The sequence below is a fragment of the Flagellimonas sp. 2504JD1-5 genome, from assembly GCF_053618295.1.
Genome location: NZ_JBSIOU010000001.1, coordinates 471,945 through 495,837, shown reverse-complemented (window position 1 = coordinate 495,837; position 23,893 = coordinate 471,945). Strand labels below are relative to the sequence as shown.

Here is a 23,893-nt window from a genome sequence, read left to right as displayed (position 1 = left end):
TCTTTGTTTAAAGAAAAAGGGGTTTTATTTCGGCTGCAATGTAGACAATTATCGAATCTTTTATTGTAAAATCCATATCCTTTAGAGCATCAGAATATGTTAAGATCTGTTCTTTGTGTGAAGGTGATGGTTTTCCGGTTTTATAGTCAATAATGGTAACTTCATTATTCAAAATAACCAGGCGGTCTGGTCTAATGGAACTGCCATCAGTTAACAGAATGTCCTGTTCATTCAATATTTGATAGGGAGGAGCATAATATTTTTTAAGATTGGGATGCGATACCACCGAATTTAAGATGTTGGAAACATTTTCCGTCTCATTTTCCATCAAATGGCCCTGTGCTTTCAGCTCTTCCAAAACCATGGGAATATCGTCCTTCATTTTAACCAAACTCAATGCAAAATGAATCAAATTTCCAAGTTGGATTGCGTCACGTTGCTCATCATCCCATAATCGACTGGATTTAGTGGAAATTGTAAAACCTTCCCCATCTTTTTGTCGAGTTGTGTAGGGAATGGGAATGTTTTTGAAAGAGGAGGTGGAAGTATGCGCATCTTGCTCCATGAGTTTGCCAAAAGTGAATGATCCGGCAGTGTCCTCTGTAATTTTGCTTTCGGTCAAAAAATGTTGGAACAAATCCGAATAAGAATTGGCATCTCCAAGCGTAGGAGTATTTCGGGTGGTTTCTGATATAATGTATAACCCTTTTTCGGCCCGGGTTAGGGCAACATATAAGACATTGAGGGCATCCAATTCAGTTTTGGTTACTTCATCTTGATACACAGATGCACTTATCGCATTATAATCCAACAGGTCCTTATTATGGTTCACCAAAAACTCATCCAAGTCCAAAAAGTCTTCTGCATTGGTTTTGGGGATCCATGACTTTTTCTTCTTGCGTTTATCATCAATGACCGCATTGGCAAATGGAAAGATCACTATTGGAAATTCGAGCCCCTTTGCCTTATGAACAGTCATAATTTTCACCGCGTTTATGGCTTCTGGGGCAGTCAGGGCAAGATTATCTTTTTTTAGATCCCAATGCTTTAAAAACGAATGGGTACCCGCTCCCTCCCTTTTTTCAACATCCAAGACTTCATCCATTAAAAAAGTAACATGGGCCGAAGCTTTTTGGGATAAATCAAATTGGATGATTGCTGATTCAAGAATGGTCAATGTAGGTTGACTTTTCTTTTCCCCAATATTAAACCCGTAACCTTCGTGCAAGAGTTCTTTTATATTGTTGAGGTGTTTTTTTACAAAGTTGTGCTGGTCGTGTGCACTCTTGGCCAAAAATGAGAGAACCTCAAATACGGCCGCTTTGTCCATTTCATTTTCAACGACCTTCAAAATCGAAACCAGAAAAGTAACTACGCTGCTGTTTTTTAATAATAATGATTCCGAAGAAACTACAGGGATGTCATTTTGAGAAAGAAAATTGGCCAACAACATACCATCAGCATTTTTCCGGACCAAAACACAAATGTCAGCATAAGCATAGTTTTTGGTTTTTACCTTGTTTATGGCATGCAATACTTCGGAGCAATGTGCATCTTTTAAATGCTCTTTGGTATGGTCTAAAAAGGAAAGTTGTACAAAACCCCCTGATTTGCTGTTGGGATTTTGTTGCCTGCTCTTCAAAAACAGGTTTTGATAATCCTGATTTTTAAGAAATGGAGCTATTGCGGTAAAAAAACTGTTGTTGAATTGGACAATCTCACTATAACTCCTCCAATTAGTGTCCAATGTTCGCACCTTGGGATGTACTACAAAAGGATGCGCATTATTGTTTAGTAGATTCAAAAACTGCTCTGCCTTTCCACCCCTCCATCTATAGATGGCCTGTTTTACGTCCCCGACCAAAAAAAGGGTGCCCAGCTCTTTTTTCTCATTTTCGCTTTCAAGAGCATTTCCTATCAAAGGAATCAGGTTTTCCCATTGCATCTGTGAAGTATCCTGAAATTCATCGATAAAATAATGTCTGTATTTTTCTCCCAATCGCTCATAAATAAAAGGCACAGGTTGATTTTTGATCTCGTTGGAAAGTAAAGTGTTCATTTCTGAAATAGGAATGATGTCCTTTTCAAGCTCAATGTTTTTGACCTCTTTGGCAATTTCGTTCAACACTGTTAAAGGAACCATGTTGCCATAAATATTTTTGAGATAAACGCGCTGGTATAAATGTTTTTTGATATTGGAATAAGTTTCCAAAACAGTACGGGAGAGCAGGGATGGGTCTCTACCATCACCGGCCTTTAAAATCTTGTTGTGAATCAAGTTTTGTTCGAGCTTGTTATTGTACAACGTTCTAACATTGAATTCCTTATCAATGATTTTTTTGAAGTGATTAGGTAAGGTTTGCCGTGGAAAATCTTCATTAACAAAGCCTAACCTTCCAATTTCTTTAAGAATGGCTTCGGCCTTTTCCAACACGTTTTTTTCAAGCTCCTTGATCTGATGAAGAATACTGTTTTGTACTTCTTCTAACTCAGTAATCGACTTTGTGCGCAACTTATTAATATGTTCAGCATGGTTTTCCTGAAACAGCAATTTTCCAATTTCGACAAGATCATGGCCAATGTCCCAACTTTTGTCTTCATCGATTTTCTCAAATGAGAAAGCGATCAAAGTCTCGGTAAGTTCACGGTCATTTCCAGCACGTTCCAACAATTGCCCCACAGCTAGTTGCAGTAAAAGTCCGGTATCCAGTTCTACCTCAAAGTTTTGCGAGAGTTGTAGATCTCTGGCAAAGGTCTTTATGATTTTATGGTTGAATTTATCAATTGTGGAAATCTCAAAAAATGAGTAATTGTGCAATATTCTTTTGAGTACATTTTTGGCACGCTGCTGAAGTTGCACCGGTTCAATGTTAAGTTCTTTGCACAGGTCGTAGAAAAGATGGCTTCCATTTTCAAGATTGTTGGGCTTACCGAAATCATAAAGATTTTGTAGGATACGACTCTTCATTTCGGCAACCGCCTTGTTGGTAAAAGTAATGGCCAAAATCTGTCTAAACCTTAAAGGATAACCATCTGACAACAGCAGTTTCAAGTACTCTTTGGACAAGGTATATGTCTTGCCAGAGCCAGCAGAGGCGTTATATATATTAAAGTTGGAAACCTCCAAAAAGTTTTTATGGCAAATTACGGATTACCTTGCTGAACTTAACAAGGATTTGCAGGAATATATGTCTTAAAACCGTATTTTTACCGAACAATTAATAACTTAAAAACAACACAATTATGGCTTTTGAATTACCAAATTTGCCCTATGCATATGATGCCTTGGAGCCACATATAGATGCTAGAACCATGGAAATACACCACACCAAGCATCACAATGGATATACAACTAAACTGAATGGTGCAATTGCTGGAACCGATTTGGATGGAAAAGGGATTATGGACATCCTTTCCAACTTGGACATGTCTAACGGAGCAGTTCGAAACAACGGCGGCGGGTTCTATAACCATTGCCTATTTTGGGAGGTCATGTCTCCGGACGGAGGTGGCACACCAAGCGGAGATTTAGCAGCGGCTATTGATGACGCTTTTGGTTCTTTTGAAAGCTTCAAAGAGCAGTTCAGTACGGCGGCCGGAACCAGATTCGGATCTGGATGGGCTTGGTTGTGCGTACATAAGGGCGGTAAGCTTGAAATTTGTTCGACTCCGAACCAAGACAATCCTATTATGCCCGGAATTGGATGTGGAGGACACCCTGTTCTTGGATTGGATGTTTGGGAACATGCATATTATTTAAACTATCAAAATAGGAGACCGGACTATGTTTCGGCATTCTTCAATGTTATCAATTGGGACAAGGTAGCGGAAAACTATGCTGCCAATAAATAGTTAAGAAACAATAGATGTTAAAAGGCCGGGTACCAAATGGTGCCCGGCCTTTTTGTTGTATAAAACCTATATAATAGAAAAGGGCGGGGAAGCCCCCACCCTTTTCGTCCCAAATCTTACCATAAACTTAACCTACTTATGCTATGGCAAAACTAAATTACTGGTATTGTGAGAAATAACAAAGGTTTTTGGGGAAATTTTTGCGTTTAAAAATAAAAGCAAAGGTGATTTTGATTGTGAAAATTGGATAAATGGTTGGGGCTCAAACATAAAGAAGGCGGAGTTGCCTCCGCCTTCTTTCCCCAAATCTTACCATGAACTTAACCTACTTATGCTATGGTCCTCCAAATGTACACCAAGGCCGTGTTTGTTGGATAAGCTTTTAGACGAAACCCCTTTTATTTGGTTGAATTGCTAACCTTGTTAGAGGGGAGTACTATTATTAAGGAAAAGGATTACGAAGAGCTTAAGTGGGATTACTATAAAATAAAAAAGGTGGAATAGCTTCCACCTTTTTTGCCCCAAATCTTACCATGAACTTAACCTACTTATGCTATGGCAATACTAAAGTAGGCTCGACATTTGCCCATTGTACAAAAAGCCGATAACCTGCATATTTCATCGACGAAATGCACTATTGATTTTACCCAAATGGGATTAATCAATAAGCTCTTTGATTTTTTCCTTCATAAAAGTTGATGAAAGCTCTATTTACAACCCTATTTCCACCTGGGGTTGGGTAGTTCCCCGTGAAGTACCAGTCGCCAAGATTTTTGGGACAGGCCGTATGTAAACTTTCAATACTTTGATAAATAATATCCACCTCTGCTTTGATATCCAGGGGGCTTAGAATCTCCGCAATTTTTTTAGAGATTTGCTGAGCGGAAAAGGGCTTATAGAATTCCTTTACATAGTTCACCACTTCTGAATCTGCGGTTTCTGTTTGTGTTAGACACTTTTCATAAATCTCCTTAATGATATGGGTAGAACCGTGCTCTTCATGCAAGGCCTGGGCAGCCTTGAAGGCCACAAAATCTTCCAACTTGGCCATATCTATGCCATAACAATCGGGATATCTGATTTGTGGAGCAGAGGAAACAACAATAATCTTTTTTGGAGATAATCTGTCAAGAATTTTAAGGATACTTTTCTTCAAAGTCGTTCCCCTAACTATACTGTCATCTATTATGACCAGATTGTCGTTTTCCTCAACAGAGCCATATGAAATGTCGTAAACATGGGTCACCAAATCATCCCGGCTACTGTCTTGTGTAATAAAAGTACGGAGCTTGGCATCTTTAATGGCCACTTTTTCAATTCTGGGCCTAACATCCAAGATCCTATGGAGTTCTTCTCCTGTGATATTTGGACCAAGCGCCAAGATTTGTTCTTCCTTTAGTTTATTGAGATAGTTTTGTGCCTCTTTTACCATTCCAAAGAAAGAGGTTTCAGCAGTGTTTGGAATATAAGAGAAAACTGTATTGGCCAAATCGCCGCCAATGGATTTTAATATCTGTGGAAAAACCAGTTTCCCCAACAGTTTCCTTTCTTGATAGATTTCTTTATCACTGCCACGCGAAAAATAAATGCGCTCAAAGGAACAAGCTTTTCGTTCTACAGGTTCCTTAATTTGTTCAAAATGTGTGCTACCATTTTTCTTGATGATCAAGGCATGACCAGGATCTAACTCATGAACTTCTTCATAAGGAACATTGAAAACCGTTTGTATCACCGGACGTTCTGAAGCAACCACCACAATTTCGTCATCCTGATAATAATAAGCAGGGCGTATACCTGCTGGATCTCTTACCACAAAGCCATCACCGTGACCTAAAAGACCACCCATAGTGTAACCCCCATCCCAGTTTTTGGATGATTTTCTAAGAATTTTGGCAACATTCAATCGCTCTGCAATTAAAGGGGATGCTTCCCTTTTGTTGTAACCCTCCTTCTTGATTTGCTTATAGAGTTTGGCCACGGCATCATCTAGAAAATGACCAATTTTTTCCATTACGGTAACGGTATCGGCCAGTTCTTTTGGGTGCTGTCCCAATTCCACTAAATTGTTGAAAAGTTCGTGGACATTTGTCAAGTTAAAATTACCTGCTACAATCAGGTTACGATGCATCCAGTTGTTTTGACGTAAAAAAGGATGGACACTCTCAATGCTGTTTTTCCCAAAGGTTCCATACCGTACATGACCCATCAATAATTCGCCTATGTATGGGATATGTTTCTTTTGAAGGGCAACGTTGTTCTCGTATTCAGGGTTTTCGCTTATGGCGCTATTGATGCGTTCATTGATTTGGGCAAAAATATCCTGAATGGGTTGCTGCTGAGCAGAACGTACTCTACTCATGTACCGCTCCCCAGGATTCATGTCGAGTTTAATACTTGCAAAACCAGCACCGTCTTGACCTCGGTTATGCTGTTTTTCCATCATCAGGTACATTTTATTCACGCCGTAGAAAGCAGTACCATACTTTTCCTTGTAGTATTCAAGAGGTTTAAGCAAACGGATCATTGATATTCCGCATTCGTGCTTAATCGCATCACTCATAACAAACCAAAATAAAAAAGCCCTGATATTTCAGGGCAGGTATTTATGTTAATTCTATATTGAATTGTGTCAATTCCTTAAACTGCAACAAGCGGTTGTCCACTTCCTGTTTTTTTAACGTCAGCATGCGCTCCGTACCAAATTTTTCCACACAGAACGATGCCAAATTGGAGCCATGTATTATCGCATTCTTCATGCTCTCAAATGAAATATTTTTGGTCTCGGCCAAATAACCTGCAAAGCCACCAGCAAATGTATCTCCTGCTCCAGTTGGATCAAAAACTTCTTCCAAAGGCAATGCCGGAGCAAAGAATACCTGATCTTTATGAAATAAAAGAGCGCCGTGCTCTCCTTTTTTGATCACCACATATTTGGGGCCCATTTCCTGAATTTTGGCCGCGGCCCTTACCAAAGAATACTCATTGGTCATTTGCCGTGCTTCCTCATCATTAATGGTAATCACATCAATATGTTCGATTACCTTCATTAGCTCATCCCAAGTGTTGTTCATCCAAAAATTCATGGTGTCGAGAATAATGAGTTTTGGTCGCTCTTCCATTTGATCGATTACACTCATTTGGATATTTGGGTGAAGATTACCCAACATGACCACTTCGGCATCTTTAAAACTATCAGGAACTATTGGATTAAAATCTCCCAGGGTATTTAATTCGGTAACAAGGGTATCCCTTGAGTTAAGATCATTATGGTATTTCCCTTTCCAATAAAAGGTTTTGCCTCCTTTTACAATTTCGATTCCCGAAACATCTATATTACGTTCCTTAAGAAGGTCAATGTACTCTTGTGGAAGATCGTCGCCCACTACAGAAACCACTGCTGACTCCAAATTGTACCGAGAAGCCGCCAAACCTATAAAAGTTGCCGCTCCGCCAAGTATTTTATCGCTCTTGCCAAAAGGAGTTTCGATATCATCAAAAGCTACGGTTCCAACAATTAACAATTTGCCCATTCCTGAAATTTGCTGCAAATATACACTTTAGCCAATCCATTTACATCAACTGTGGTTGTTTTTAAGAGAAAGATCAGAAAATAGAGTTTAAGGGAATCATTTTCTTCCAAAATCCGCAGGAATTTCTCCCCAAGCCCCAGTTTCCCATTTTACAATTGGGGTGTTATATCTATTCTTTTTAAGCCATTCTTCTGCCCGGTTTATCAGTTCGAACAGCTCCGAATTTTTCGCATTTTTCTTCAGTTTGGTGCCACATTTTTTCTTTCTGACCCAACCGATTGCGATTCTTGAATCAGAATAAATGATACGATCACTTTTCTTCTGTTTTAAAAAGGCCAATCCGTGTACCAATGCTAAAAACTCACCAATATTATTGGTGCCCTCTTGGAAAGGGCCTTGTTTAAAAAGCAGTTTTTTTGTTTTGGTGTCCACGCCTTGGTATTCCATTTTACCCGGATTTCCACTTGACGCGGCATCTACCGAAATAGAATTGTAATTGGGATCTCCAATTTTTAAAAGTTCTTCCGGAGATAGTTCTTTTTTCTTTTTGGACTTTCCTTTGTACTCCAAATAATTACTGTTGAAGGCCTTTTTCGCTTCTTTAAATTCAGAAAAGGATTTGTACTGGGCTCCCTTGAAACCTTCAATCTGTGCTTTACAATCGTCCCATGACTCGTAAATGCCCGGGTGTTTACCTTGCCAAACTACATAAAACTTTTTCTTGGCACCCATATTATGTCAGCAATTTTTCAATGACCCTGGGAAAATGCTCATATTCCAATCGATGTACTTTTTGCGCAATATCATCTACGCTGTCAGAAGGTTCAATTATTGTTTTAGCTTGAAATAGTATCGCACCCTCATCATAATTCTCGTTTACATAATGAATGGTGATACCGGTTTCTGGCTCTGAATTTTCTTTTACTGCCTGGTGCACTTTATTTCCGTACATCCCTTTACCTCCATATTTGGGTAACAGTGCCGGGTGGATATTAATGATCTTATTTGGAAAAGCAGTTATAAAGGAAGAGGGGATTTTCCATAAAAACCCGGCCAAAACAATCAAGTCGGGCCGAAAACTTTTCATGATGTCAACAAAATTACCTGAGCCAGAAAAAGCTTCGCGATTAAAAAAATAAGCTGGTATCCCAAGCTTTTCGCACCTATCCAAAACTTTGGCGGTTTTCTTGTTAGTAAGTACGGCAACAACCTTTACTTTATTACTTCCCTTAAAATAAGAGAAGATGTTTTCGGCGTTTGAACCGCTGCCCGAGGCTAATATTACAACTCGTTTCATTTAAAAAAAAAGATTCGATTTGGAACTGAATTTATAGAGCTAAAGTAATGTACTGAGCCTTAAGATGTTTAATTTGAGGCACATTTTATCGACAAATGGTGTATTTAATCCAAAGTTTTATATTTTTGCCCCGATTAAATTTTTAAAACCGATATAATTATGTCAGACATTGCATCAAGAGTAAAGGCTATCATCGTTGATAAACTGGGTGTAGATGAGAATGAAGTAGTAGCTGAGGCGAGCTTTACCAACGATTTAGGGGCGGATTCCTTGGATACTGTTGAGCTTATCATGGAGTTTGAAAAAGAATTCGATATTCAAATCCCTGATGATCAAGCAGAAAACATTGCAACTGTTGGTCAAGCCATTAGCTATATAGAAGAAGCGAAGTAATATATATGATATTTTACTAAAGATTTTAAATTATCCATGTGATGATCGTCACATGGATAATTTTTTTTTAATTTAGGTTCTAAAGGGTAAAAAATAGTTCAATGCAGTTAAAGCGAGTAGTGGTTACCGGAATGGGTGCGCTTACACCCATTGGCAACAATTTAGAGGCTTATTGGGAAGGACTTAAGAATGGCAAGAGCGGTTGTGCTCCCATTACGTACTTCGATACGGAAAAGTTTAAGACCAAGTTTGCTTGCGAACTCAAAGGCTATGAGCCTCAAGACTTTTTTGATCGAAAAGAAGCCAGAAAACTGGACAGGTTTGCCCAATATGCCCTAGTTTCATCAGATGAGGCAATCAAAAATTCAGGACTTGATCTAGAAAAAGTGGACAAGTTTAGGGTTGGCGTTGTCTGGGGAGCTGGAATTGGAGGGCTTGAAACTTTCCAAAACGAAATGATCGGGTATGCCGGTGGTGACGGAACACCAAGGTTTAACCCTTTCTTTATTCCTAAAATGATTGCAGATATAGCACCGGGAAACATTTCCATTAAACATGGATTTATGGGACCTAACTATACAACGGTCTCGGCCTGCGCATCCTCTGCAAATGCAATGATAGATGCCCTTAACTACATCAGACTTGGACATTGCGATGTAATTGTTACCGGCGGAAGCGAAGCTGCGGTGACCATTGCAGGTATGGGCGGATTCAATGCCATGCATGCCCTTTCCACAAGAAATGAAAGTCCCGAAACAGCATCAAGACCTTTTGATGCCACTAGGGATGGATTTGTTCTCGGAGAAGGAGCAGGAGCTCTTATTCTTGAAGAATATGAACATGCAAAAGCACGTGGAGCAAAAATTTACGCCGAAGTTTTGGGTGGAGGTCTTTCAAGTGATGCGCACCATATGACCGCGCCACATCCCGAAGGGATAGGAGTGGTCAAAGTAATGGAAAACTGTTTGCAAAATGCCGGGATGAATCCTGAAGATGTTGATGCGATCAATACACACGGAACATCCACACCACTTGGCGATGTTGCAGAATTAAAGGCAATATCCAAAGTATTTGGTTCACATGCGCCAAATATCAATATCAATTCTACCAAGTCCATGACCGGCCATTTATTGGGTGCGGCGGGAGCCATAGAGGCAATTGCCTCCATATTGGCCATGGAGCACAGTTTGGTGCCACCAACCATTAACCACAGCGTTGTGGATGAAAATATTGATCCTTCTTTAAATTTGACGCTCAACAAAGCTCAAAAACGGGAAGTGAACGTAGCAATGAGCAACACCTTCGGTTTTGGAGGGCATAACGCTTGTGTATTGTTCAAAAAAATAGGGTAGTTTTGTAGTATAATGAAATTTACCTCCAAAATATTCAATTCCCATCCGAAAACGGATGGGGATTTTTTTTGGGGCGTCAAAAAGATTCTTGGCTTCAAACCTAAGGACATTGACATCTACAAAAAAGCTTTTTTGCATCGCTCGGTCAATAAAAGAGATGCTGATGGAAACCCAATGAATTATGAAAGATTGGAGTTTTTGGGAGATGCAATGTTGGGGACCATCATTTCCAAGCACCTCTATAATGAAGTTCCCGAAGGTGATGAGGGGTATTTGACAAAAATGCGCTCTAAAATTGTGAGCAGAAAGCATTTAAACGAGTTGGGCAAGGATTTAAGATTACTTCATTACGTTGAAAGCAGAATACCAAAGTCCCATTTCGGTGAGAACATTCATGGAAATGTTTTTGAAGCATTGGTAGGCGCCATTTATTTGGATAGGGGCTATCAATATTGCGAAAAATTTATCAATGCCAAGGTAATTGACCCTTATGTGGATATTGAACAGTTGGAAGGCAAGGTCATAAGCTATAAAAGCTTGGTGATCGAATGGTGCCAAAAACAAAAGAAAACATTCCATTATGAGGTCTATGAGGACACCGGAAATGACGAGCTTAAGCATTTTGCGGTAAAACTCACAATAGGAGATAAGATTACTGCAAAAGCCCGGGCCACCTCCAAAAAAAAGGCAGAGGAAAAAGCTTCAAAAAGAGCATATTTTGCACTTCAGAGCAAAATTGAAAACCCGCAGCATTAAATAAGTGTAAACTCAAACGTTTTCGTTTGGTTTTGTGGTGTATTGTTTTCTTTCAACTAGGCTAGAAAGGGGATTAAGACTATATTTACGGTTCGCTTTTGAAACATGTTGACAACGCACAAGATATCTGCGGACTTTTATGACGATAATTTTCAGCTTATCGCCATTCATTGTGGTTTGGAAGACTACGCGATGGGATATGCAATCAACTCCATTTGTGGATTGCGATTAAAACGGATGGAAAGTGACCTTGAGTTGAACCAGAGCCTTTCGTTTTCAATATTTGAATGGGAAGATGGATTAAGCGACAACTACTGGACACTTATTGCGAATAAATGCGCAATTATGGAAATAATGCCATCCACCGGACTATTCGAAAACAACACTTCCGTTCGAACAGATTATTTGATCAAGGAAAAAAGGGAAGTGGATTATTTTTTGAAAGTGGATGCAGGAAATGAATTGGTCGTTGAACCATATGTGAAGGCTATAAACAAAATACCAAGCGTAATCACCACCTATCAGGTTGATACGCAAACTTTAAAATCGAAAAGAAACCTAATCTTTTAATAATGCCAACTAGGAAGAAAACCAAAATATTAGCAACATTAGGACCTGCAACAAGCACCAAGGATGTACTCAGAAAAATGATTGAGGCAGGGGTCGATGTGTTTCGTATAAACTTTTCACACGCCTCACATGATGATGTGGCCAAACGAATCGAAATGATTCGAGAGCTCAATGAAGAAATGGAGGTCAACACATCCATTCTTGCGGATCTTCAAGGCCCAAAGTTAAGAGTAGGGGTCATGGGGGGCGAGGCTGTTGTTGCACCTGGTGACGAAATTACATTTGCTACAGGAGAACCCTTTGAGGGGAGTGCACAAAGGGTGTATATGAATTATTCAAACTTTCCTCGGGATGTAAAACCGGGGGAACGGATATTGTTGGATGATGGAAAATTGATTTTTGAAGTAAAGTCCACCAATGGGAAAGACGAAGTTAAGGCTACAGTAATTCAAGGGGGACCTTTAAAATCCAAAAAAGGAGTAAATCTTCCAAATACTGCAATTTCATTGCCGGCACTTACCGAAAAGGATATCAAAGATGCCATATTTGCCATTGGCCAAGAGGTTGACTGGATTGCACTTTCATTTGTGCGCCACAGCCAGGATCTTATGGATCTTCAAAATCTTATAAACCAGCATACAGAACATAAGATTCCGATTATCGCCAAGATTGAAAAACCAGAAGCAGTAGAGAACATTGACAAGATTGTCGCCTATTGTGATGGTTTGATGGTTGCTAGGGGAGATTTAGGAGTGGAAGTTGCCGCCCACGAAGTGCCATTGATTCAAAAGCAACTGGTACTTAGGGCCAAAAAAGCGCGAATACCTGTAATTATAGCCACCCAAATGATGGAAACTATGATTACTAGCCTGACCCCGACCAGAGCGGAGGTGAACGATGTGGCCAATTCCGTTATGGATGGTGCAGATGCAGTGATGCTCTCTGGTGAAACTTCGGTTGGGAATTACCCCGTTCAGGTCATTGAAAAAATGTCTAGTATTCTGGAAAGTGTAGAAGGTTCCAGTTTAATCAGTGTTCCACAGACACCACCCCACATCCGAACTAAAAGATATATTACAAAATCGGTTTGTTACCATGCGGCCATTATGGCCAATGAGATTCAGGCAAAGGCCATTTCAACATTGACCAATAGTGGCTATACCGCGTTTCAAATTTCGGCTTGGAGACCCAGTGCCCATATTCTTGTTTTTACCTCAAACAGAAGAATTCTTACCCAACTGAATCTGTTATGGGGAGTAAAGGCATTTTTCTATGATCGCTATGTTTCAACCGACGAAACCATTGATGATGTAAACCAAATTGCCTGCAAAAAAGGATTTTTGGATGTAGGGGATATGTTGATCAGTTTGGCGGCAATGCCCATTAAGGAAAAAGGGATGGTGAATACCCTTCGGGTAACGGAAATTGAAACTTGCAGTTTTTAGAGGTAAGAAGCTAAATTGTTAGGCGACCTCTTTTTCAAAAGCAATAAAGTTGACCACCTTACCGGTTACATCTAAAACCGGAGAGGCCTGTATCCAGCACTTATAAGTGGAACCATCTTTTCGATAATTGACTAGAATAGCTTCAAAAGGCTTGTGCTTTTGAACAGCCTCTGAAATCTCTTTTTTGGTTTCTTTACAGGTTTGCTCACCTTGGAACATTCTGGGCTTTTTCCCAAGCACTTCACTTGGATGATACCCGTTCATTCCATGCATATTTTGCGAAGCATATACAATATTGAGAAAAGGGTCGGTTACCACTACTACATGTTCCTTGTCCAAAATCTGGCTTTTAAAAGGTAATTTTCCCTTCCATTTTGATTTATTCGCTAGGGCATTCAAGTTTTTAATATCGCTCAGACTTCCACAAACCTTGTCGAAATGGGGAGCATGAAAATCAAGAGAACTTATCGTGTAACCTTTAATTTCCATATTTGAATAGAAATTGTTTACGGCTTCGTCGTAATATTTCAACTTTTCCATACCCAATACTATAAAAAGTCCCATTTATGGTAAAATCTGGGTCTGACATTAACAGTATTGTTTAAAGATTAGTCCGATATTCAACCATAAACCATATGTAAGTATCAACAAAATATCTGGACTAATTTCGCGAAAACAGCTATTTTCAATTCAACTACAAGAAAGCTTGATCCAATGAGATACGAATATAAAGACCCAAAACTAGGATCTATACTTGGCCTGACCAATGATATAAAAAACGATAACCTACGGTTTACTTCTACGGAAAACACCATCAAATTTCTTTGGAACAGAAATAAGGAACCTTTGACAATTATTGTTGATGATTTGGAATTGGAATTGGAGCCAAATCAATTGGTCACGGTTACTTATCTACAGCATGTTTCTTTTTCCAAAACGGATTTACCGCTTTCGGCCATTCTCTTTAATCGAGAGTTTTATTGTATTTCAGATCATGATAGTGAGGTTTCCTGCAACGGAATTCTTTTTTTTGGGACACAGGATTTGCCCATCATTTCCGTTCCGGCGGATCAGTTGAAAAAATTCAACCTATGGTTCGATGTTTTTGTGGAGGAATTCTCTACTCCGGATAATATTCAGGGCGATATGCTCCAAATGTTGTTGAAAAGATTGATTATAATGAGTACCCGTTTGGCCAAGGAACAACTTATAGTAAAAACCCTTAAGAACGACCAGATAGATGTGATTAGAAAATTCAACTATTTGGTGGACATGCATTACAGAACAAAACGAAAGGTGAGCGATTATGCCGAAATGCTGTTTAAATCACCTAAAACATTGTCCAATCTGTTCTCCATCTACAATCAAAAACCACCCCAGCAGGTTATTTTGGAACGACTTGCACTGGAGGCCAAGCGACTTATTCATTTTACCGATAAGCAAAATCAGGAAATCGCTTTCGATCTTGGGTTTAATGATCCAGCACATTTTAGCCGTTTCTTTAAGAAAATGACCCAAATGACTCCTTCAGAATACCGCGAAAACACTTTAGAGGTCGCCTAAAGGAAATTTAGGCAAGCCATCGGGAAATTCCTGCTAACACTCCCCTCCCTTTCTGCAACATCTTTGCAGTGTAATTAAAACTAGATAAAGATGAAAGCGAAGGAAAAATCAATTTTTAATCTCATCGAGATTTTCAGGACGGTGAAAAGAACTGTTCCCCAACCCATCATATCTGAAGCGCATTGCGATCAAAAACATCATCATGACTTCTACTGTGATGCAGAAAAACCATTTGTAAAGAATTTTTAATCCATATAACAATAACATAAATATTTAGAATTATGAGCACATTTAATGTACCCAAAAGAGAAGAAGTTAGCGAAGCTAACCAGGCCATATTTGACAACTTGGAAAAAGCTGTTGGTTTTGTTCCCAATCTTTATGCCACCTATGCCTATTCAGAAAATGCCTTGGGCAACTATTTGAACTTTGCAAATGCAAAGACTTCTTTGAAAGCAAAAGAAAAAGAAGCAGTTAACTTGGCAGTAAGCGAAGTAAATGGATGCTTGTACTGTTTGTCGGCACATACTGCAATTGGTAAAATGAACGGTTTCACAGAAGACCAGATCTTGGAATTAAGATCAGGTAGGGCATCATTCGATAGCAAGTTGGACGCTTTGGCCAGATTGGCAAGAAATATTACGGAAAACAGAGGAGCAACAGATGCAGCAGTAGTACAGAATTTCTTTGATGCTGGATGGACAAAAGAAAACTTGATTGATACTATTGTTTTGGTAGGCGATAAGACCATCTCCAACTACATCAACAATACCACAGAAATTCCTGTAGATTTTCCAGTAGCACAACCGCTTCAGACTGTTGAAGCCTAATAAAAATAAAAACCCTAATAATTTAATTGAAGTAAAAATGAAAAAAGTAATTGCAATTTTAGTAATGGCCGTTGGCGTGGTGTTTTCAACAAGCGCTCAGGATAAAATGATGAAGGATGCGCCGGTTAAAACCTTGGCGTTGGAACAAACCGCTGGTGAGTTCACCCAAAAACAGATCACAGTTTCTGAAGGAACATATGTTTTTGACATTACCAACAATGGAGTTGGACATGATGTAGGTTTTGTATTGGTTAAAAAAGGTAAAGACGTAAGCAAAGCTGAAAACCATATTCAAACTGCTTATGTGACCAAACCGGTTAAAACAGGAACGTCACAGACGTCAAAACCTACTAAATTGGAAAAAGGCGAGTATGTATACTTTTGCCCATTAAATCCAACTTCAACGGACAACACCTTGGTTGTAAAATAAGTAGGAAGACATAGATTTGTTTACAAAGAGCTCCTTAAAGTTTGGGAGCTCTTTTTTGGTTATGCCAGTTCTGAATCGGTAAAAAGCGATGGCGCAATGCTACGGGACATGTAAATGGGCCAATCATTTTTAAAGAGGTAGCTTTCCGTAATTGCACTATCGTACAAAAGATAGAGCCCACCGGAAATTTTTTCAGTTTCTGCTTTGGAAATGTTCATAATGTTCTCACTGACCACCTCTCCCAAGTACAATAAAAACTCTTTCTTTTGTTTTTGGATAACCCCTAAAAGCTTTCTTTGTTTTGGAGAAAGCTCCCCAAGGGTCTTCAGCCCCCAACAACCATTAAAATCTTCTTCACGGTACATATCCCGCAAAAAATCGAAGATGGCCAGTAGCTGGTTTTTTCCTTTTTTGCGTTTGGACACATAATTCCTTAAGGATGCCAAAAAATCTTCATGTCTATGTGTCAAATAGGCAATGCAAATGTCTTCTTTGGATTTGAAATGACTATAAAGTGTGGCCTTGGCAATATCACATTTTGCAATGATCTCGTTAATTCCGGTTGTGTTGTACCCCTGGGTATAGAACAGATTTCCCGCGGTGGTAATGATGTGTTGATGCAATTGGGTGCGTTGCATATTAAAAATAATTCTGAAAAGGGTTAGTTACCATTAAAAATCAAACTTCAATTGTCCGGAAACCAATTCATCCATTGGTTTCTTGATTTTCTTGCCGGTGCTGAGGTTGGAAAGGGAAATGTCCAATAAACAAACCGAATTATAGCATTTGGATTGGAACCAGTTCCTTTGAGGTTCCTAATATAAGATTTTTATCCACAACATAATACGGAAGGATTTACTTCTTGTCTGCAAAATAGAATCAGCATATTTTTATTGTTCGTTGCAAGTCGACGGATTTTTTTGCGGCAGAAAGAGTTTAATGTTTCTTTAACTAAGAAAGACCATGGTTTTCATGTAGCTTTGCAAGTTCAAAAATTGCTATGTTAGACCTATTGACTTCAATGCTATGGAGCTTATCTCCTTTTGGTGAGGCCAAAGTAGGCATTCCTTATGGCATTATGAAAGGGCTTAATGGCTACTTGGTCTTTGTCGCCTGTTTTTTGGCAAATGTTGCAGTATTTCCTTTGATGATATTCTTCCTGGAGCACATCAACAGCTATCTGATAAAATGGCGACCTTATAAAAAATCAGCTGTTTATATCGCCAAAAGGGCCAAGACAGGTTCAGGAAAGAAAATTGAAAAGTTTGGATTTTTTGGCCTAATGTTATTTGTAATGATTCCATTACCAGGCACCGGGGTATATGCCGGAAGTATAGCTACCTATTTGTTCGGAATTGAAAAAAAGAAGGCATTTATGGCGAATACCATTGGTATTTTTATCTCATCGGTATTTGTTTGGACGGTTGCCGTTTCAGTGAACAAGATATGATTGTGGGCTTTCGGTGCTCGAAAACAGCTTGATTAAAAATCAAATTTTAATTGTACCGAAACGGATTCGTCCATTGGTTTTTCTATTTTCTTTTCGGTGTTGAGATTAGAAAGGGAAATACCCAATAAACGAACCGAATTATAGAGTTCAGACTGGTACAACAATTCCTTTGAGGTTTCTAAAATGAGATTTTTATCCGCAACATAGTACGGAAGGGTTTTACTCCTTGTCTGTAATGTAAAATCGCTGTATTTGATTTTCAAGGTGATTGTTTTTCCCGCTATTTCCGATTTTTTAAGCCTTCTTTCCAATTCGTTCGCGATGTTTTGGAGCTTTTCCAACATAAAAATCTCACTGCTCAGATTTTCCGAAAAAGTTCGTTCGGCACCCACGGACTTTGGAGTGCGATGAGGTTTTACTTCACTATTATGGATTCCACGAACAACATTATAGTAGAATTTTCCACTTTTCCCAAAATGGCCGTCCAAAAATTCCACGGACTTTTGTTTCAAATCACTGCCTGTAAAAATGCCTAGTTTGTACATTTTTTCAGCTGTTACTTTACCAACTCCATAGAATTTTCGAATATCAAGATCTTCCAAAAACTGAATTACCTCTTCCGGATTAACTGTTTTTTGTCCGTTGGGTTTGTTATAGTCACTAGCTACTTTGGCAATAAATTTATTGATGGAAATTCCCGCTGAAGCGGTTAAACCAGTCGCATCCAATATTTTCTTGCGAATTTCCTTGGCAATTAAGGTAGCTGAAGGATTCCCTTTTTTGTTTTCGGTCACATCCAGATAGGCTTCATCCAGCGATAGTGGCTCAACAAGATCTGTATATTCAAAAAAAATACTCCGAACTTGTTTAGAAACCTCGTTGTATCTGTCAAAACGAGGCTTAACAAAAATGAGGTCCGGGCAATTCTTTCGGGCAATATACCCGGCCATGGCACTTCGTACCCCAAACTTTCTAGCCTCGTAGCTAGCCGCAGAAACAACCCCACGTTTGGATCCTCCACCAACCGCAATGGGCTTCCCCTTCAAATCGGGATTGTCATGTTGCTCTACGGAGGCGTAGAACGCATCCATATCCACATGTATGATTTTTCGTAAGGGAAAATTGAAGTCCATACTCAAATTTAGGGTATATTTAGTTTGATGGAACACTTGGAAATTGAACGAAAGTTTTTGGTTAGGTCAGAAGCCTATAAACAGGAAGCAAGCCATCAAACCCGAATTGTACAAGGATTTTTGAATACGCATCCAGAGCGGACGGTTAGGGTTAGGATAAAGGGCGATAAGGCTTTTTTGACCGTTAAGGGAATGAGCAATGCATCTGGAACCACAAGATTTGAATGGGAAACGGAAATAGCAGTGCCCGAAGCTATAAATCTTATCGATCTTTGCGAGGAGGTAATCCTGGAGAAAATGCGTTACAAAGTTCCCTGTGGAGACCATATTTTTGAAGTGGATGAGTTTTTAGGTGAAAATAAAGGACTTGTTGTAGCAGAGATAGAATTGGAGCACGAGGACGAACCATTTGAAAGGCCTGCTTGGTTGGGTAAAGAAGTTACAGGAGAAGTCCAATACTATAACTCACAATTAAGCAAAAAACCATTTAAAATATGGTAATGAAAAAGTCAGGATATAGAAGTACGATCAACCTGCTAAGTGCGATTTCGGCCATAGCGGCAATCACTTTCGATTTTTTCAACAATACCCTGCTTTACTCCATTTTTAAACCACTGACCACAATTTTGATTTTGTCTTTGTTGTTTTTTGTACAAAATCCACAATTGTCCAAGTATAGGAATATCATCATTGCGGCGTTGGTTTTTTGTTTGATTGGGGATGTGTTCCTGCTAAAAGACGAATACTTTGTTTTTGGACTGGGGTCTTTCTTAATAGGCCATCTACTTTTTGCAACAGGATTTATTAAACTTGAAGGCTTTAGTCCAAATTGGTTATCATTCTTCATCCTTGCAGGTATAGGTGGAGGGATTTTTTATTGGCTACAACCCGATTTGGACGCTTTTGAATTGCCAGTTGGAATCTACGTTATGGTCATCGTTTTTATGGCTTGGCAGGGTATAAGCCTATTTATTCGAAATTCTTCCAGGATCTATGCATTGATTGCGATAGCGGTTTTGTTGTTTATGTTTTCGGATACGATGATTGCCATAAACAAGTTTAAGACTCCTTTCAAATTATCAGGCCCTATAATATTAAGTACCTATTGGCTGAGCATTTCACTTATCACAAATGCAAGTTATTCCCTTTTGGATCCCAAAAAGTAGGAGCCCACTTCTTTTAAGATCAATTCAGGATTCGTTACAGATTTAATTTTACCTGTGTTCGGTTGTGGCCGAAGGCTGCCTTAAAACGAAAACAGAAATAAAAACCGCAAAAAAATAGGGTAATCAATAAGACACCTGTTGTGCTAGTATGTCTAACAAAATTTAAATTGAAAAAGTATGATTAAGTCAATTAGCAAAAGTGTAGTAGCGTTGTGTTGCCTAACCCTGTTTATGGTTTCTTGCGATAAGGAAGAAGATTCCCCAGGAGCAAAACCAGAACAGACGAATATTAAACAACGATTGAAACAGGTCGCTGCCCAGGCGGTCGGGGATGATTCAGAAACCCCAAGTACAAGCGATGAAAACCTTGCTTCCGAATGTATAGCAGCGTATGATTGTTTTGAATATGTATTCCCAATAACTGTGAAGGATGCCGATAACAATGAGCGCACAGTAAATAGTGAAGAAGAATTATGGGATTTTTATGATTCCTTACCCGAAGATTTTTTTGAAGAAAATGATCCCATGGTGTATCCTATTACCGTACGTTATGAGGATGGTTCCGAAAAAAGCATTGCAAATGTCGAGGAACTTGACAGCGCCTATGCGGAGTGTTTTGGAGAAGAAGAGTGTTTTGCCTTCGATTTTCCAATTGCGGTGTCGGATGGGCTGGGAACAGAGACCGTTATCAATGGTGAAACGGATTTCGACAACTTCTATTTAAATCTGCCTGAGGACGCATCTCCAGAATTTGTCTATCCTTTTACGGTGACACTTGCAACAGATGGAAGCAAAGTTACCGTACAGAATGATGATGAGTTTGACGCCATTTATTTGGATTGTTATGGATTTGACGATTTTGAGGGGCATGATGATTTCGAGTGTTTCGAAATTAAGTTTCCCATTACGGTAATATCCAATTCAGGGGAAACGCAAGTGAGCTCTGAGGACGAATTAATCGATTTCTATGTTTCTTTGGAAGATGATGAAGATGGACAGCTCAAATACCCTATCGATATCGTATACGAGGATGGAACCGAAAGAAGTATAACTTCAGAGGAAGAAATGGAAAGTGCTTTTGAGGACTGTTTTATAAATGAAGGTGAAATTTGCTATGACATCACCTATCCCATCAACCTTAAAAAGAATGAAGAAGCAACAACCACAACCGTCAACAACGATGAGGAATTTGATTCATTTTTGGATCAACTCGGCGAAGAGGACTATTTTGACATTGCTTACCCAATAAACATCTTGTTGGAGGACGGATCCAAAAAAGAAATTAACAGCGATGAGGAGTTCATCGAATTGGAAGATATGTGCTTCAATTAAAAGAAGGGCATTGGTGTTACGAAGGAAGGGGGGCATATGCCCCTCTTTTTATTTTCTCAAAACCATAAAGACATGTAATTTGTTTTGTAACCTCTCCATATTAAGAGGCTAAATAAGATCAATTCAATTTTTTGTCCAACGCCAAAATTGTCCGAAGCAAAACATTGGCTCCATTGGCCATATCTTCGGCAGAGGTGAACTCTTTTGGCGAATGGCTTATACCTCCTCTGCTCGGAACAAAAATCATTCCCGTGGGAGCTATGGTGGCCATATCTTGGGCATCATGTCCAGCCCCACTGGGCATATACTTAAAAGTAAGTCCCAATTCTGAAGAGGATTTTTCAATTTCCTTTTGAATCACGGGATCAGTCAAGGCAGGTGCCGCAGTGGTATCCAACCGCCTGAATTCAATGGAAATATTGGATACAGCGGCAATTTCTTCCGCCTTTTTCTTAATGGCCTTAAATACTTTTTCAATTACTTCAGAAGATAGATCCCGAATTTCCAAACTTGCTACGACCTTTCCGGGAATAACATTGGGGGCTCCAGGCTCTGCCTTTATCCTTCCAACGGTTCCAACTTGGGCGCCTTCAAAGCTGTTGGTGATTTCGTTTACGGCAACTACAAATTTGGCTGCCGCCAATAAAGCATCTTGCCTTGCGTTCATAGGTGTGGTGCCGGCATGGTTCGCGAAACCAGTGAAAACTACATCCCACCAACGTAGTCCAACAATCCCTTCCACAATTCCTATATCCAGGTTTTCTTTTTCAAGAATTGCACCCTGCTCAATATGAAGTTCCAAAAAAGCGGCAAGGTCTCCTTTTTTCCGTTGTACCTCGGCCAATCTGGTTGTGTCACCACCCAATCGTACTATGCCTTCCCCCATGGAGTATCCGGTGGAATTCACCACCTCCAGAGCACCTTTTCCCAAATGGCCCGACATGGCCCGACTGCCCATAACCCCACCTTCTTCATTCGAAAAAATAATGACCTCCAGCGGATGTTTGGTCTTTATATTGTTCTCATTCAGGCTTTCAATAACCTCCAAAGCTGCCATGGAACCTACACAACCATCATAGTTGCCTCCATTTGGAACACGGTCAATATGGGAACCAAAAGAGATGGGTTTGGCATTCTTTTCTGTTCCTTTTCTTAAGGCTACAATGTTTCCTGCGAGGTCAATGGACACATCCAGACCCTGTTTTTCCAACGTTTCAATAATCCACTTCCGAGCTTCGATATCGGCATCGCTAAAAGCAACTCTTTCGGTTTCACCATTTGCTTGGAGTCCAAATTTTGCTAGTTCAAAGATTCGGTTTTCAAGTCGATTTTGATTGACTTTTATATTTGATTTTTGTGCGTGGGTAAATCCCATTCCGATGGAAACAAACAATATGAGGAAACGATAGATCATACAAGTAGTATTAAAGTAAATTAACCCCGTCAACTTAATTAACAAGGATTCAATGTAAAAACTGAAAGTGTCACTTCGAGCGCTGTCAAGAAGTCTCTAGAATAAACCTTTTAATAGGTCTCGCCCTTCGACAAGCTCAAGATGACACTCGACCTGACAAATTTATAAATAGATTGAAAATTGATATTTTATGATGTCATAAATCGAACTTGCGATAAATATAACCAGAAACAGGTATTTAAAGGGCAGATTTAAACTGTTCCAAAAACCGCACATCGTTTTCACTCAATAAGCGGATATCCGAAATTTGGTGTAGGAGCAAGGCAATTCGGTCAATTCCCATTCCAAAGGCGAAACCAGAGTATTCTTCTGGGTCGATGTCGCAATTTTTCAGCACATTTGGGTCAACCATTCCGCATCCCATAATTTCCAACCAACCCGTACCTTTGGTCATGCGGTAATCCGCCTCAGTTTCTAATCCCCAATAGACATCAACTTCTGCGCTAGGTTCTGTAAACGGGAAATAGGATGGACGAAGTCTTATTTTTGATTTTCCAAACATTTGCGATGTGAAATATTGCAGCGTTTGTTTTAAATCAGCAAAAGAAACATTCTTATCTACATAAAGCCCTTCCACCTGATGGAAAAAACAATGCGAACGCGCTGAAATAGCCTCGTTACGGTATACCCTTCCAGGGGATATGGTTCGGATTGGCGGTTTGTTTTCTTCCATATACCTAACTTGTACCGAAGAGGTATGTGTGCGCAATAAAATATCGGGATCTGTCTGAATAAAAAAGGTGTCCTGCATGTCCCTTGCCGGATGGTATTCTGGTAAATTTAAGGCTGTAAAATTATGCCAGTCATCCTCTATTTCAGGACCTTCAGAGACGTTGAAACCTATTCGGGAAAAAATGTCGATGATTTGATTCTTTACAATGGAAATAGGATGTCTTGCGCCCAGTGCGATGGGCTCCCCGGGGCGTGTTAAATCACCGTATTTCCCAATAGCATCAGCCTGATTTTCAAGCGAGGCTTTGAGGGTGTTTACTTTTTCGGTAGCAGCGCCTTTGAGTTGGTTGATGATTTGACCAAATTCTTTCTTTTGTTCATTTGGTACGTTTTTGAACTCGGCGAAGAAGGTGTTCAAAAGACCTTTCTTTCCCAAATATTTAATTCGGAAAGTCTCTATTTCGTCTTTGGAGGTTGAAACAAACTTTTCAACTTCGACCAAGTGTTCTTTAATAGTATCAATCATTATCGGTTGCGCTATTGGCCGACAAATTTAGCAAATTGTGATTGAATATGGTCAATGGGGGGTATTTGCTCGATTTAATTAAAAAAATACCGGGCATTTGCACTGATCAGTGCAAATGCCCG

General features: G+C 39.5%; 24 protein-coding genes. 14 read left to right on the top strand and 10 right to left on the bottom strand.

Features of this window, described 5'->3' with window-relative positions:
* Positions 1-7: 7 nt before the first annotated feature.
* Positions 8-3,127 carry a UvrD-helicase domain-containing protein gene (locus ACULLG_RS02230; RefSeq protein ID WP_452125139.1) on the bottom strand — a complete coding sequence of 1,040 codons (3,120 nt, stop codon included), beginning with the start codon at positions 3,125-3,127 and terminating at the stop codon, positions 8-10.
* A gap of 116 nt (positions 3,128-3,243) precedes the next feature.
* On the opposite strand from ACULLG_RS02230, the gene ACULLG_RS02225 reads away from it, so the two are divergent.
* A complete protein-coding gene (locus tag ACULLG_RS02225) occupies positions 3,244-3,852 on the top strand; it encodes a superoxide dismutase (RefSeq protein ID WP_452125138.1) in 609 nt (202 codons plus the stop codon).
* 661 nt (positions 3,853-4,513) lie between these two features.
* Here ACULLG_RS02225 and ACULLG_RS02220 read toward each other — a convergent pair.
* From ACULLG_RS02220 to purN, 4 genes are all read right to left on the bottom strand, one after another.
* Positions 4,514-6,412, bottom strand: a complete 1,899-nt coding sequence (locus ACULLG_RS02220) for an amidophosphoribosyltransferase (RefSeq protein ID WP_452125137.1) — start codon at positions 6,410-6,412, stop codon at positions 4,514-4,516.
* Positions 6,413-6,455: 43 nt separating this feature from the next.
* Positions 6,456-7,382 carry a PfkB family carbohydrate kinase gene (locus ACULLG_RS02215; protein WP_452125136.1) on the bottom strand — a complete coding sequence of 309 codons (927 nt, stop codon included), beginning with the start codon at positions 7,380-7,382 and terminating at the stop codon, positions 6,456-6,458.
* A 96-nt stretch (positions 7,383-7,478) separates the two neighbouring features.
* The gene (locus ACULLG_RS02210; RefSeq protein WP_452125135.1) at positions 7,479-8,114 is read right to left on the bottom strand and encodes a ribonuclease H1 domain-containing protein; all 636 of its coding nucleotides are present in this window, start codon (positions 8,112-8,114) and stop codon (positions 7,479-7,481) included.
* A gap of 1 nt (position 8,115) precedes the next feature.
* A complete protein-coding gene (purN, locus tag ACULLG_RS02205; RefSeq protein ID WP_452125134.1) occupies positions 8,116-8,679 on the bottom strand; it encodes a phosphoribosylglycinamide formyltransferase in 564 nt (187 codons plus the stop codon).
* A 159-nt stretch (positions 8,680-8,838) separates the two neighbouring features.
* Between purN and ACULLG_RS02200 the strand changes: the two genes are divergently transcribed.
* The 5 genes from ACULLG_RS02200 to pyk all read left to right on the top strand — a co-directional run bounded on the left by ACULLG_RS02200 (position 8,839) and on the right by pyk (position 13,195).
* Positions 8,839-9,072: an acyl carrier protein gene (locus ACULLG_RS02200; protein WP_009778413.1), complete on the top strand. Its 234-nt coding sequence runs from the start codon at positions 8,839-8,841 to the stop codon at positions 9,070-9,072.
* A 101-nt stretch (positions 9,073-9,173) separates the two neighbouring features.
* Positions 9,174-10,424, top strand: coding sequence for a beta-ketoacyl-ACP synthase II (fabF, locus tag ACULLG_RS02195; RefSeq protein WP_452125132.1), 1,251 nt, complete (start codon positions 9,174-9,176; stop codon positions 10,422-10,424).
* 12 nt (positions 10,425-10,436) lie between these two features.
* The gene (gene rnc, locus ACULLG_RS02190; RefSeq protein WP_452125131.1) at positions 10,437-11,180 is read left to right on the top strand and encodes a ribonuclease III; all 744 of its coding nucleotides are present in this window, start codon (positions 10,437-10,439) and stop codon (positions 11,178-11,180) included.
* Positions 11,181-11,285: 105 nt separating this feature from the next.
* Complete coding sequence (locus ACULLG_RS02185; protein ID WP_452125130.1) at positions 11,286-11,750, top strand: IPExxxVDY family protein; 465 nt, start codon at positions 11,286-11,288, stop codon at positions 11,748-11,750.
* A 2-nt stretch (positions 11,751-11,752) separates the two neighbouring features.
* Positions 11,753-13,195: a pyruvate kinase gene (gene pyk / locus ACULLG_RS02180; protein WP_452125129.1), complete on the top strand. Its 1,443-nt coding sequence runs from the start codon at positions 11,753-11,755 to the stop codon at positions 13,193-13,195.
* An 18-nt stretch (positions 13,196-13,213) separates the two neighbouring features.
* On the opposite strand, the gene ACULLG_RS02175 is transcribed toward pyk, so the two are convergent.
* Positions 13,214-13,759 (bottom strand): PAS domain-containing protein, encoded by a 546-nt coding sequence (locus ACULLG_RS02175; protein WP_452125128.1) that lies wholly within the window; start codon positions 13,757-13,759, stop codon positions 13,214-13,216.
* 150 nt (positions 13,760-13,909) lie between these two features.
* On the opposite strand from ACULLG_RS02175, the gene ACULLG_RS02170 reads away from it, so the two are divergent.
* The 4 genes from ACULLG_RS02170 to ACULLG_RS02155 all read left to right on the top strand — a co-directional run bounded on the left by ACULLG_RS02170 (position 13,910) and on the right by ACULLG_RS02155 (position 16,018).
* Positions 13,910-14,758 carry a helix-turn-helix domain-containing protein gene (locus tag ACULLG_RS02170; RefSeq protein ID WP_452125127.1) on the top strand — a complete coding sequence of 283 codons (849 nt, stop codon included), beginning with the start codon at positions 13,910-13,912 and terminating at the stop codon, positions 14,756-14,758.
* A 90-nt stretch (positions 14,759-14,848) separates the two neighbouring features.
* Positions 14,849-15,007 (top strand): hypothetical protein, encoded by a 159-nt coding sequence (locus tag ACULLG_RS02165; RefSeq protein WP_452125126.1) that lies wholly within the window; start codon positions 14,849-14,851, stop codon positions 15,005-15,007.
* 32 nt (positions 15,008-15,039) lie between these two features.
* Positions 15,040-15,588 carry a carboxymuconolactone decarboxylase family protein gene (locus ACULLG_RS02160; protein WP_452125125.1) on the top strand — a complete coding sequence of 183 codons (549 nt, stop codon included), beginning with the start codon at positions 15,040-15,042 and terminating at the stop codon, positions 15,586-15,588.
* Positions 15,589-15,625: 37 nt separating this feature from the next.
* On the top strand, positions 15,626-16,018 hold the full coding sequence (locus ACULLG_RS02155; RefSeq protein WP_452125124.1) for a plastocyanin/azurin family copper-binding protein: 393 nt from the start codon (positions 15,626-15,628) through the stop codon (positions 16,016-16,018).
* A 59-nt stretch (positions 16,019-16,077) separates the two neighbouring features.
* On the opposite strand, the gene ACULLG_RS02150 is transcribed toward ACULLG_RS02155, so the two are convergent.
* Complete coding sequence (locus tag ACULLG_RS02150) at positions 16,078-16,656, bottom strand: TetR/AcrR family transcriptional regulator (RefSeq protein ID WP_452125123.1); 579 nt, start codon at positions 16,654-16,656, stop codon at positions 16,078-16,080.
* A 362-nt stretch (positions 16,657-17,018) separates the two neighbouring features.
* Here ACULLG_RS02150 and ACULLG_RS02145 point away from each other — a divergent pair, with 362 nt between their 5' ends.
* Positions 17,019-17,468 carry a COG2426 family protein gene (locus tag ACULLG_RS02145; protein WP_452125122.1) on the top strand — a complete coding sequence of 150 codons (450 nt, stop codon included), beginning with the start codon at positions 17,019-17,021 and terminating at the stop codon, positions 17,466-17,468.
* Between the two features lie 32 nt (positions 17,469-17,500).
* Here ACULLG_RS02145 and dinB read toward each other — a convergent pair whose 3' ends face one another.
* On the bottom strand, positions 17,501-18,601 hold the full coding sequence (dinB, locus tag ACULLG_RS02140) for a DNA polymerase IV (protein ID WP_452125121.1): 1,101 nt from the start codon (positions 18,599-18,601) through the stop codon (positions 17,501-17,503).
* A 27-nt stretch (positions 18,602-18,628) separates the two neighbouring features.
* Here dinB and ACULLG_RS02135 point away from each other — a divergent pair, with 27 nt between their 5' ends.
* The 3 genes from ACULLG_RS02135 to ACULLG_RS02125 all read left to right on the top strand — a co-directional run bounded on the left by ACULLG_RS02135 (position 18,629) and on the right by ACULLG_RS02125 (position 21,099).
* Positions 18,629-19,102, top strand: a complete 474-nt coding sequence (locus tag ACULLG_RS02135) for a CYTH domain-containing protein (protein ID WP_452125120.1) — start codon at positions 18,629-18,631, stop codon at positions 19,100-19,102.
* Positions 19,102-19,767 carry a lysoplasmalogenase gene (locus ACULLG_RS02130; protein ID WP_452125119.1) on the top strand — a complete coding sequence of 222 codons (666 nt, stop codon included), beginning with the start codon at positions 19,102-19,104 and terminating at the stop codon, positions 19,765-19,767. The genes ACULLG_RS02135 and ACULLG_RS02130 overlap by 1 nt, the downstream gene beginning before the upstream one ends.
* A gap of 177 nt (positions 19,768-19,944) precedes the next feature.
* Positions 19,945-21,099 carry a hypothetical protein gene (locus tag ACULLG_RS02125; protein WP_452125118.1) on the top strand — a complete coding sequence of 385 codons (1,155 nt, stop codon included), beginning with the start codon at positions 19,945-19,947 and terminating at the stop codon, positions 21,097-21,099.
* Positions 21,100-21,217: 118 nt separating this feature from the next.
* Here the strand turns inward: ACULLG_RS02125 and ACULLG_RS02120 are convergent, their stop codons facing one another.
* Positions 21,218-22,513 (bottom strand): allantoate amidohydrolase, encoded by a 1,296-nt coding sequence (locus tag ACULLG_RS02120; protein WP_452125117.1) that lies wholly within the window; start codon positions 22,511-22,513, stop codon positions 21,218-21,220.
* A 238-nt stretch (positions 22,514-22,751) separates the two neighbouring features.
* Positions 22,752-23,771, bottom strand: coding sequence for a phenylalanine--tRNA ligase subunit alpha (pheS, locus tag ACULLG_RS02115; protein WP_452125116.1), 1,020 nt, complete (start codon positions 23,769-23,771; stop codon positions 22,752-22,754).
* Between the last annotated feature and the right edge of the window lie 122 nt (positions 23,772-23,893).